The 12,250-nt window shown below is 70.9% G+C and carries 1 protein-coding gene; it reads right to left on the bottom strand.

Translation table 11 applies throughout. The annotated features are described in order from the left end of the window. Nucleotides 1–39 precede the first annotated feature (39 nt). Entirely contained in the window at nt 40–12,054 is a 12,015-nt protein-coding gene (locus AC069I_RS32525; RefSeq protein ID WP_478267119.1) for a non-ribosomal peptide synthetase, read from the bottom strand. Nucleotides 12,055–12,250 lie beyond the last annotated feature (196 nt).

Here is a 12,250-nt window from a genome sequence, read left to right as displayed (position 1 = left end):
CTCGTGAGTGGCAGGGACGGTTCTAACCGTCCTTGCCACTCACGAGAACCCGGCCTCAAGCTGTTCCAACTGGTCCGGGGAAAGCGCGACAAGCGAGCCCCCCACGCCCCCGGTGGGCTCCGCCTCCGGTTCCGGGGTGCTCTCGCCTTCGGCCGGGATCTCCTTGACGAGCGTCGCCAGCCGTTCCGGTGTCTTCTCTTCGAACACCTGCCACGGGCTCAGTTCCAGCCCTTCGCGGCGGGCGCGGGCCGACAGCTGCATCGAGATGATCGAGTCGCCGCCGAGTTCGAAGAAGCTGTCGTCGGGCCCGACCTGCTCCAGGCCGAGCACCTCCGCGAACAGCTCGCACAGCTTCGCCTCCATGGCCGTGCGCGGGTCGCGGCCGGAGGACTGGCCGGAGAAGTCGGGCGCCTGGAGCGCCCGGTGGTCGAGCTTGCCGTTCGGGGTGAGCGGCATCTTCTCCAGCGCCACGAACGCCGCGGGCATCATGTACTCCGGCAGCCGTCCGGCCGCCATCTCGCGCAGCACCGAAGTGAGCGAGCCGTCGCCCTCGTCGGCGGGCACGACGTAGGCCACCAGCCGTTTGTCACCCGGCCCGTCCCGGTGGACGGCGACCGCCACCTGGGCGACGCCCGGATGCTCGGCCAGCACGTTCTCGATCTCCGCGGGTTCGACCCGGTAGCCGCGCACCTTCACCTGCGCGTCGACGCGGCCGACGAAGATCAGCTCGCCGTCGGGATCCCAGCGGAACCGGTCGCCGGAGCGGTACATGCGCTCGCCCGGCGTGAACGGGTCGGCGACGAACCGTTCCGACGTCAGTCCCGGCCGTCCGAGATACCCGCGGGCGAGTCCGGCGCCCGCGATGTACAGCTCGCCCGCCACCCCCGGCGGCACGGGCTGCAGGTACGCGTCGAGGATGTAGTGCTTCACGTTCCGGATCGGACCGCCGAGCGGGACGACCTCGTGTCCCGGCGACAACGGGGCGCTCATGGTCGAGCAGATCGTCGTCTCGGTGGGGCCGTACGCGTTGATGAACCGGCGGCCCGGCGACCAGCGGTCGACCAGCGCGGGGGTGCACACCTCGCCGCCCGTCAGGACGCCGCGCAGGGTGTCCGGCAGATCCTCCTCGACCGCCAGCACACTCGGCGACACGGTGAGATGGGTGATCCCCCACCGGCGAAGCGCGTCGCCGAGGGTCACCCGGGGCGGCATGCTCTCCGCGTCGGCCAGCACCAGGGTCGCGCCGGCCAGAAGGGACATGTACAGCTCCGAAACGATGGCGTCGAAGCCGATCGCGGACAGCTGCAGGACCCGCGAGAACGACGTCACACCAAGGCGTTCGATATGCGCCGTCGCCAGGTTCCCGAGCCCGGAATGAGTGACCTGGACGCCCTTCGGCACCCCAGTCGAACCGGACGTGTAGATCACGTACGCCGCGTCGGTCGCCTTCACCGACGGCAACACGACCGACGGGTCCGCGGCGGGAAGTTCGTCCAGCAGCAGGATTTCGCCGTCGAACTTCGACGGCACGACCGCCCGGGTCGCCGCCGTGCACACCAGGACCTCCGGCGCCGAACTGGTCAGCATCAGCTCGATCCGCTCGGCCGGATAGTCCGGGTCGACCGGGACGAACGCCCCGCCCGCGAACGTCACGCCCATCATGGTCACCACGAGTTCGGCCGACCGTTCGACCAGCACCCCGACCCGGGTCTCCCGCCGGACACCCAGCCCGACGAGCAACCGCGCCAGCGTTTCGACCTCGTCGAACAGCCCGCCGTAAGTCAGGGTGCGCTTCGCGTCCTCGATCGCCACCGCGTCGCGCGATCGCTCCACCTGACGGCGGAACAACACCGGCAGGGTCTCGGCCTCGAACGGCACCTCGGTCCGGTTCCACTCCTCGATCACCAGACGACGCTGCTCCGGCCCGATCAGGGCGACCCGGCCGACCGGCACCCGCGGCTCGGTCACGACCTGGTCGAGCGCCCGGATGATCGACGCGACGATCTCCTCGATCCGGTCCCGGCCGAACACGTCCGGCCGGTAGATGACCTCACCGTGGACGCCGCCGCCCTCGGAAGCGCGGATGGACAACGGATAGTGCCCGGTGTCGTCCGGGATCCCCGCCGGGCGCAGGGCGAGGACGTCGGGATCGTCGGACGGCGGGGGCGGCGGCGGGTAGTTCTCGAACACCACGATCGTGTCGAAGGCCGCGCCGGGACCGGCGAGCTGGTTGATCTCGGTCAGTCCGACGTGCTGATGCGGCATCAGCGCGACCTGGCGTTCCTGCAGATCCGCCAGCATCTCCAGGAACGGCTGGGCGCCGGTGAGCCTGGCCCGGACCGGCAGCATGTTCATGAACAGGCCGACCGCCGATTCGACACCGGGGATCTCGACCGGCCGTCCGGCCACCGTGGTCCCGAAGACGACGTCGTCGCGTCCGGTCAGCCTGGCCAGCAGAAGTGCCCACACGCCTTGGAAAAGCGTGTTCGTCGTGACGCCGTGCCGCCGGGTGAACTCCATCAGGCGGCCGCTGAGGTCGTCGTCGAGTTCGAAGCGGACGCGGTCCGGCTCGATGGGCACGGCGATCGTGTCCGGCGGCACCACATGGGTCGCCTCGTCGAGCCCCGCCAACTCGGTCCGCCACGCCTCCTTGGCGGCCGCCTTGTCCTGACGGGAAAGCCAGGCGAGGTACTCCCGGTACGACGTCGGTGCGGGCAGCGTCCGGCCGTCTTCGTACGCTGCCATCACCTCGCCGAGGAAGACCGGAAGCGACCAGCCGTCGGCCGAGATGTGGTGCGACCGGAGCACCAGCCGGTGCCTGCGATCGGTGAACCGCACCAGGTGCAGATGCAGCAGCGGCGCCTTCGCCAGGTCGAACCGCTCGGCGTGGGATGCCGCCGCGAGCCGCTCGAATTCCGCCAGCGCCTCGTCCTCAGGCAGGTGCGACAGGTCGGTCTCCTGCCACGGCACCGGAACGTCGCGGACGACGGCCTGGACGGCGGTCCCGGAGCCGAGGCGGTGGAAACCCGCCCGTAGCGCGGGATGCCGGTCGAGCAGGGTCTGCCACGCCGCACGGAACCGGGCGACGTCCAGCGGACCGTCGAGGATGATGTCGCGGATCCCCGCGTAGACGTCCGGGCCGCGCTCGTCCACCGCGTGGAACAGCAACCCTTCCTGCAGCGGGGAAAGCGGCCAGATGTCGTGCAGGCTCGGGACGAGGGCCTCGACGTCGGTCACCTCCTGCTGCGTCAGCGTGATGAGCGGGAAGTCCGACGGCGTGTGTCCTCCCGCGCCGCCCTCGGCGTGGATGGCGAGCCCGGTCAGCATCTCCAGCCACGCCTGGCCGAGCGACTCGGCGTCGGCTTCGGTGAGCAGCCGTTCCGCCCAGGTGATGGTCAGGGTGAACTCGGGTCCGGCGTCTCCGTCGAGCACCACCGCGTCGATTTCGACGGCGTGCCGCAGCGGCAGGTCGTCCTCCGCCGTGCCGCCGATGGTCCCGGCCAGCTGCCAGGGTTCCGCGTCGCCGTCGGGCCGGGGCGAGAACCGCCCGAGGTAGTTGAAGCCGATCTCCGGCGACGGCAGTGCCGCGAGCACCTTCCCGGCTTCGTCGTCGAGATACCGCAGCATCCCGTAGCCGAGGCCGCCGTCGGGTACCGCACGCACGTTTTCCTTGACCTGCTTCAACAACTGGCCAGGCGCGTCCGCCCCGGAGGTGTCCAACCTCAGGGGATGGACATCGGTGAACCAGCCGAGCGTCCGCGACAGATCCATCCCGTCGAGTGGCTGACGGCCGTGGCCTTCGACGTCCACCACGACGGCGGTGCCGCCCCGCCAGTGGGCCACCGCACCGGCGAGCGTCGCCAGCAGCACCTCGTGGATGCCGCAGTGGAAAGCCGACGTCGCCTTCTCCGCGAGGACGCTCGCGCGGTCCCGCGGCAACGTCCACGAGCGGCGTCCGGAAGTCGCGATGGTGTCGCGTTTCGGGTCGAGTACGCCGACCCGCGCCCGCGCGCCGTCGAGGATTTCCTTCCAGGTCTCCAGTTCCCCGGTCCGCTGCGCGGCCTGGTCGGCCAGCGTCCGCGCCCAGCGCCGGAACGAGACGGGCGGCGGATCGAGCACCGGTTCTTCGCAGGCCGCTTGCAGATCCGCCAGCAGGACACGCCACGACACCACGTCGACCGCGAGGTGATGGGCGGCCACCACGAGCCGTCCCACCCGATCGGGTCCCGCGTCCACCCAAACGGCTTGGAACATCACACCCGCGACGGGATCGAGCCGTCCGGCCGCCTCGTGCGCGTGGCGCTCCGCGATCTCGTCGAGGTCACCGTCGCCCACCTCGATCCGCTGGAGCAGTGCGGCGGCGTCGACGGTTCCCCGCTCGGCCACGACCAGACGGGACTCGGTGACTCGGCTCCGCAGCAGGTCGTGGGTGTCGATCAGCGCGTCCAGACCGGCCGTCAGCGCCTTGAGCGACAGGTCGCCGGGCACGCCCGCCGTCACCCACTGCGCCAAAGCGCCCCGCGACATCGCGCCGGGATCGCGTTCGAGCAGCGCCCGCACGACCGGTGTCCACGGCACCTCGCCGACACCGTCGGCCACCTCGGGCTGCCGCACACCGCCGCGTCCGGCGACGGCCGCGATCCCCGCGGGGGTCTTCTGCTCGAAGACCTGCTTGGCACCGAAGACGAAATCCTCGCGCCGGGCGCGGGCGGCCAGGCGCATCGAGAGGATCGAGTCGCCGCCCAGTTCGAAGAAGCTGTCGTCCGCGCCGACCCGGTCCAGCCCGAGAATCTCGGCGAAGAGATCGGTCATCACGCGTTCGGCTTCGGTCCGCGGCTCGCGGCCCGCCGGTTTGCCGGCGAATTCGGGCGCGGGCAGGGCGGCGCGGTCGATCTTTCCATTGAGGGTCAACGGGAAGGTGTCCAGCACCAGCACCACCGCGGGCACCATGAACTCCGGAAGCCGCTCCGCGAGCCGCGCTCGGAGCGCCTCGGAGTCCAGTCCCGATTCCGCGGTCACGTAGGCGATCAGCCGCTTCTCGCCGGGACGTTCTTCCCGTGCCACCACGACCGCCTGCGCGACGTCGGGCAGCGCGGTCAACGCCGCCTCGATCTCCCCCGGTTCGACGCGGTAGCCGCGGATCTTCACCTGGGAGTCGGCCCGGCCGCCGAACAGCAGCTCGCCGTCTTCGGTCCAGCGCGCGAGGTCGCCCGTGCGGTACATCCGCTCACCGGCCGCGAAGGGGCTGGCGACGAACCGTTGCGCCGTCGCGGTCGGAGCGCCCAGATAACCGTGCGCCAGACCGGCACCGGCGAGGTACAGCTCACCGGTCACGCCCGGCGCCACCGGCTGGAGGAACGCGTCGAGTACGTACGCCTGCCTTCCGGCCAGTGGTCCGCCGATCGGCAGGACACTGCCCGTTTCGGCGCCGGGTTCGAGAACGAGCCACGTGGCGCACAGGGTGATCTCGGTGGGGCCGTACAGCTGACGGAACCGGACGTCCGGGCAGGCGCGGCGCATCCGCTCGACGGAGGCGAGCGGCACCGCGTCGCCGCCGGTCAGGATCTCACGCAGGCCGGTGAAGGATTCCGGCGCTTCCTCGGCCACTACCCGGAAAGCCCCGGCGGTCAGGTGGATGGTGGTGACACCGCGTTCGACCGCTTCCCGCACCCGCTGCGCGTCGACCGCGCCCGGTTCCGCGACCACCACGGCGGCTCCGCTCACCAGCGGCACCCAGATCTCGACCAGCGACGCGTCGAACGCGTGGGAAGCGTGCAGCAGCACGCGATCTCCGGGGCCCTGCGACCAGCCCGGGTCACCCGCGAGCGCCGCGACACTGCCGTGCGGCACCGAAACACCCTTCGGTACGCCGGTCGATCCCGACGTGTACATCACGTAAGCCGTGTCGTGCGCGCCGACGACGACCGGCGGCGCCGCGTGCTCCGTCGCGCCCATGACGACCGGCTCGACGCCGTCCGGCACCGAATCGCGGCTCGTCGCCACGCAGATCGCCAGCGCCGCACCGGAATCGGCCAGCATCCGCTCGATCCGTTCCGCGGGATAGTCCACGTTCACCGGGACCTGCGCCGCACCGGCCTTCCAGACCGCGAGCAGCGCGATGAGCAGATCCGCGCCGCGTTCCATCACGACGCCGACGCGGTCACCGCGCCGGACACCCCGCGCGGCCAAATACCCGGCCAGCCCATCGGATTCGCGGTCGAGTTCGGCGTAGGACAGCGTGCGTTCCCCATCGACGACAGCTACCGCGTCCGGGGATTCCGCGGCCCGCCGCCGGAACAGCTCCGGCACCGTGACACCCGTCGTCGCCTCGCCCGTCGCGTTCCACCGCTCCACCACGGATTCGCGCGCCGGTTCGCTGGTCACACCGAGGCGGCCCACGGGAAGCGAAGCCTCCGCCGACACCCGCTCCAGGACCCGCACGACCTGCCTGGCGACCTCCGCCGCCGTTCCGGCGTCGATCCGGTCGGGCCGGTAGGCCATGCGGATCAGCAGGCTCTTGCCGGGCGAAACGCTCATGGTCAGCGGATAACCGGTGCCGGTCCTGGTCTCGACGGCGCTGATCGCGACACCGCCGTCGTCACCGAGACCGTCGGCGTCATGCGGGTAGTTCTCGATCATCACGATGGTGTCGAAGACCGCGCCCGCCCCCGCCGCGCGCTGTACCTGCGAGAGCCCCAGGTACTGGTGCTCGGTCAACGCGGACTGCCGGGCCTGCAGATCCTGGAGCATTTCCAGCACCGGCAGGTCGCCGTCGAGGCGCACGCGGACCGGGACGGTGTTGATGAACATCCCCACCATCTGTTCCACGTCCGGCACGTCCGCGGGTCGCCCGGAAACGACCGTCCCGAACACGACGTCCGTCCGGGCGGCCAGCCGCGACAGGACCAGCGCCCACGCGCCCTGCACGATCGTGCTCAGCGTCAAGCCGTGACCGCGAGCGAAGCCGGTGAGGTTCCGCGTCGCCGTCTCGGGCAGCAATTCGGCGTGCTCACCCGGCACGACCATCGCCTTGTCCGCGTCGGCGTCCACCACGGTCGGCTCGTCGGAACCGGCGAGTTCGGCCCGCCACGCCGCCTGCGTCACCTGGACGTCCTGGCGGTTCAGCCAGGTCAGATAGTCCTTATAGGACGGTGACTTCGACGGGGCTTGCCCGCCCGCGTAGGTGATCGACACCTCGCCCAGGACGAGCGGCGTGGACCAGCCGTCGAGGAGGACGTGGTGCGACGTCAGCACGAACCGGCGCCGCACCGGGCTGAGCTTGATCAGCATCAGGCGGAGCAGCGGCGCCTTGGTCACGTCGAACCGCTCCGCCTGGTCTTCGGCGAGCAGGCGTTCGATCTCCGCGGCCGCGTCCGCCTCCCCGACGTGCGACAGATCGACCTCACGCCAAGGGATTTCCGCTTCGGCGGCGACGACCTGCACCGGCTCGCCGGAAGCCAGCTGGTGGAAACCCGTCCGGAGCGAATCGTGCCGGGCGACCACTTGATTCCACGCGGCACGCAGCCGGTCCGCGTCGAGCGGTCCGTCGAGGTCGAGGATCCGCTGGCTCTGATAGACGTCGACGCCGTCATCGGCGACGGCCCGTTCGAAGAGCATGCCTTCCTGGAGCGGCGAAAGCGGCCAGATGTCGGTCAGCCCCGGCGTCGCGGCTTCCAGCTCCGTCACGTCCTGCTGCGCCAGCTCGACGAGAGCGAAGTCGGACGGCGAGTGCCCGCCCGCGGCCGAATCGTCGGCGAGCGCGTTCAGTGTCGCCAGCCAGGCCTCGCCGAGGCGCTCCACCGTGGCGTGGTCGACATCCCGGCCGTCGATGGCGAGCCCGAGCCGCGGCCCGTCCGGCGTGTCCTGCACCTCGGCGCCGACCTCGACGGGGTGGGCCAGGATCATGTCCGGCCCACCACCGAGCGGCCCTTCGCCCGCTGGCTGCCACGCACGGTCCTTGGCGGAAAGACTTGTGCGGCCGAGATAGTTGAAGCCGATCTGCGCGGACGGCGACTCCGCCAGCCGGGCGCCGGTTTCGGGGTTGAGGTAACGCAGCAGCCCGTAGCCGAGCCCGTCTCCGGGAACGGCGCGGATCTGTTCCTTGGCGGTCTTCAGCAGATTCCCCGACGAGACGTCGAAGCGGACCGGGTGCACGCTGGTGAACCAGCCCACCGTGCGCAGAAGGTCCTCACCGTCGGCGGCCTCACGACCGTGACCTTCGACGTCCACCAGCAGCGCGCCGCCGGTCCCGCGCAGCCGGGTCACGGCGCCCGCGAGACCCGCCAGCAGGACGTCCTGGATCCCGCAGTGGAAGGCGTTCGGCAGCCGGGTCAACAGGTCGTTCGCCACGGCGCCGGACAGCGTCGCGGACCACGAGTGCGTCTTCCCGGCGCTCAGCTCCACGGCCGGTTCCGCGCCGTCGAGGAGGGCGATCCACCGCTCGGTTTCGGCCACGGTGCGCTCGTCGCGCGCCTGCTCGGCCAGCCTCCGCGCCCACTGCCGGTATGGCGTCGCCACGGGTTCGAGCGCCGCGTCTTCGTAGGCCGAGCGCAGATCGGGCAGCAGGATTCCCCACGAGACCGCGTCCACGGCCAGGTGATGCGCCACCAGCGCCAAGCGGCCCTGCCCGGCTTCCGGGGAGTCGATCCACACCGCGCGCAGCATCGCCCCGGCCGCCGGGTCCAGCGTGCCCGTCGCCGTCCGGACCGCGCGTTCGGCGGCCTCGTCCAGGTCGCGGGCTTCGACCCGCGTCACCAGACCGGCCGCGTCGACCGCACCCGGCTCGGGCACGATCAGCCGTCCCGCTTCCACCCGCGCCCGCAGCAGATCATGCGTGTCCAGCACGGCCTGCAGGGCCTTGACCAGCGCGTCCTGGTCGAATCCTTCCGGAGTGACGAGGACCCTGGCCTGCGCGAAGCCCGGCCGCACGGCGTTCTCGCCCAGAGCGAGCATCACCGGTGTCATCGGGATCTCGCCGACGCCTGTGTCCACAGTGGAGGGCTTTGCCGGAGCTTCCTTGGCCAGCGCCGCCAGCCGCTCGGGGGTCCGGTGCTCGAACACCAGCCGCGGCGTCAGGGAGATCCCCTCGCGCCGGGCGCGGGCGGCCACCTGCATCGACGAGATCGAGTCTCCGCCCAGCTCGAAGAAGCTGTCTTCGACGCCGACCCGCTCCAGCCCGAGGACGTCGGCGAACACTCCACAAAGGACTCGCTCGTCCTCGGTCGAGGGCTCCCGGCCCGCCACCTTCGCGGAGAAGTCCGGCTCGGGAAGTGCCTGCCGGTCCACTTTGCCGTTGACGGTCAACGGAAGTTCGTCCAGCACGAGGATCGCGGCCGGGATCATGAACTCGGGCAGCGTCTCGGCGAGTTGCCCGCTCAGGCGCGCCGGGTCGAGATCCTGCCCCGCTTCGGGCACGGCGTAGCCGATCAGCTGCTCACCACGGGCGATCACCACGGCCTGAGCGACCCCGGGCAGCCGGGCGATCGCCACCTCGATCTCCCCGGGCTCCACCCGGTAACCGCGGATCTTCACCTGGTCGTCGGCGCGCCCGGCGAACGCCAGCGTGCCCTTCTCCGTCCAGGACGCGAGGTCCCCGGTCCGGTACATGCGCCCGCCGGGCACGAACGGATCCGCGACGAATCGTTCGGCCGTCAGCATCGAGCGGCCCAGATAGCCTTGCGCCACACCGGCTCCGGCGACGTACAGCTCGCCGGGCAACCCCGCCGGCACCGGCCGCAGGAACGCGTCGAGGACGTACACGCGCCGTCCCGCGAGCGGGCGGCCGATCGGCAGCACCGACCCCATGTCGTCGCCGGGTTCGAGCAGCCACCACGTCGCGCACAGCGTGGCCTCGGTGGGCCCGTAGAGATGCCGCACCCGCACGTCCGGGCAAGTCTTGCGGACCCGCTCGACCGCCGCCGGTGGCACCGCGTCGCCCCCGGTCAGCACCTCGCGCAGCCCGGCGACCGATTCCGGCGACTCCTCCGCCAGCACCCGGAAACTCCCGGCCGTCAGGTGGGCCGCCGTGACCCCGGCCGCCACGTAGCCGGCCAGCGTCTCGCCGTCCACCGCGCCCGATCCGGCGAGCACCACCCGGGCACCCGACAGCAGCGGCACCCACATCTCGAACAGGGAGATGTCGAAAGCGTGCGACGCGTGCATCAACACCGCGTCGCCGGGACCGACGTCCCAGCCCGGCTCACCGACCAGCGCCGCGACGTTGCCGTGCGACACCGCGACACCCTTGGGCGTTCCCGTCGAGCCCGACGTGTACATCACGTACGCGACATCGTCCGCCGTGGCGCCGATCGACAGCCGGGCGGACTCCGCCACCGCTCGCCGAGTCTCCGGATCGTCGAGGACGATCGGTTCCAGACCACCATCCAGGACGGCGTCCCGATGCGCTTCCGAGCACACGACCGCCGACGGCTCCGCGTCCGCCAGCATGAACTTCACGCGTTCCGCCGGGTACGCGGGGTCCAGCGGGATGTACGCCGCGCCCGCCTTCCACACCGCGAGCAGCGTCGCGATCAGATCGGGCGACCGGTCCATCACGACGGCGACCCGGTCGCCGCGCCGGACTCCCTTGCCGCTCAAGTACCCCGCGAGCCGTTCGGCACGCTCGGCCAGTTCCCCGTACGACAGCGTTTCGTCACCGGCGACGACGGCGACCGCGCTTTCGACCTGACGCGAGAACAGATCCGGCGCCAGTACGTCCGGTGCCGGCTCAGCCGAGACACCCCACTGCCCGACCGTTTCGCGCTCGACCGCGCTCGTCACGTCGATGTCGGCGACGGTGAGGTCACCCGACAGCTGACGCAGCACACCGGTGAACCGCTCGACGATGGCTCGCGCGGCCGCCTCGTCGTAAAGGTCCGTCAGGTAGTCGAGTTTGACGAGCATCGATTCGCCGGGGACGGCGACCAGCGTCAGCGGGTAGTGCGCGGCCTCCTGGCCCTGGTTCACGCGAATGCCGAAGGGCGCGGCGGAATCCGGCCCGCCGAGCTCACGCGGGAAGTTCTCGAAGACGATCATGGTGTCGAAGCTCGCGCCGGGTCCGGCCGCCTGCTGGATGTCCGCCAGCCCGACGAACTGGTCGGGGATGAGCGCCGACTGCCGCTTCTGCAACTCCGCCAGCATCTCGACGACCGGCGCCGAGCCACGCAGCCGCGCGCGCACCGGAACGGTGTTGAGGAAGAGCCCCACCATCCCCTCCACGCCGGGAAGATCCGGCGGGCGCGCCGAAACGACCGCACCGAACACGACGTCCGTGCGGCCGGTCAGGTGCGCCAGCACCATCGCCCACGCGCCCTGCACGACCGTGTTCAGCGTCAATCCGTTGCCGCGGGCCAGGTCCTCCAGCGATCGGGTGAGCTCCGACGGCAGCTCGACCGTGATGCTCTCGGGAATTCCCGGCGCGCGTCCCGGATCGGCGGGCGCCACCAGGGTCTGCGCCTCGAGATCACCGAGTTCCTTCGTCCAGGCCGCGAGCGCCTTCGTCTTGTCCTGGCGGTTCAGCCACGCGAGATATTCGCGGTACGGCGTCACTTCCGGCAGCTCCGCCGCCGCGTACAGCGCCGACAGCTCGTCGAACACGATGGGCAGCGACCAGGCGTCCATGATCGCGTGATGGCAGGTCACCACGAGGCGATGACTGTCGTCGCCGAGCCGGATCAAGGTCAGCCGCAGCAACGGCGCCGTCGCGAGGTCGAACCGTTTCGTCCGGTCCTCCTCGGCCAGCTCCCGCACGGCATATGCGGTGTCGTCGAGGTGGGACAGGTCGATCTCGCGCCACGGCAGTTCGACCTGCCTGGCGATGATCTGCACGGTCTCACCGGTTTTGCGCTGCCGGAAACAAGCCCGCAGCGACGCGTGCCGGGCCAGCAGCGCCTCCCACGCCGCGCGCAGCCTCGCCGCGTCCACGGGCCCGTCCAGCTCCAGGACCCAATGTCCAATGTAGACGTCGAGCCCTTCACCGTCGTAGACCGCGTGGAAGACCAGCCCTGCCTGCAACGGCGACAGCGGCCAGATGTCCTCGATCCGCGACTGAGCCATCAATATCTCCCTCGATCAGCGAAGTCCTTCGGCGAACCAGCCTCGAATTCCTCGTTCCCGTCTGCGCGAAGTCGAGGAGCCGACGTCGAACGCGGCATGTCCCCCCGCAGAATCGTCGCCCGAAGGGTCGGCACGGACAACATGTCCAACGGGCCCCGTTTTCCTGCGGTACAGGGGGTCGTGAGTGGCGATTCGG

Source organism: Amycolatopsis sp. NPDC043885, assembly GCF_056435685.1.
This window is presented reverse-complemented; position numbering and strand designations above follow the sequence as displayed.

Coding starts and splice junctions, on each gene's coding strand:
- AC069I_RS32525 (WP_478267119.1), bottom strand. CDS start 12,054: ATGGCTCAGTCGCGGATCGAGGACATCTGGCCGCTGTCGCCGTTGCAG.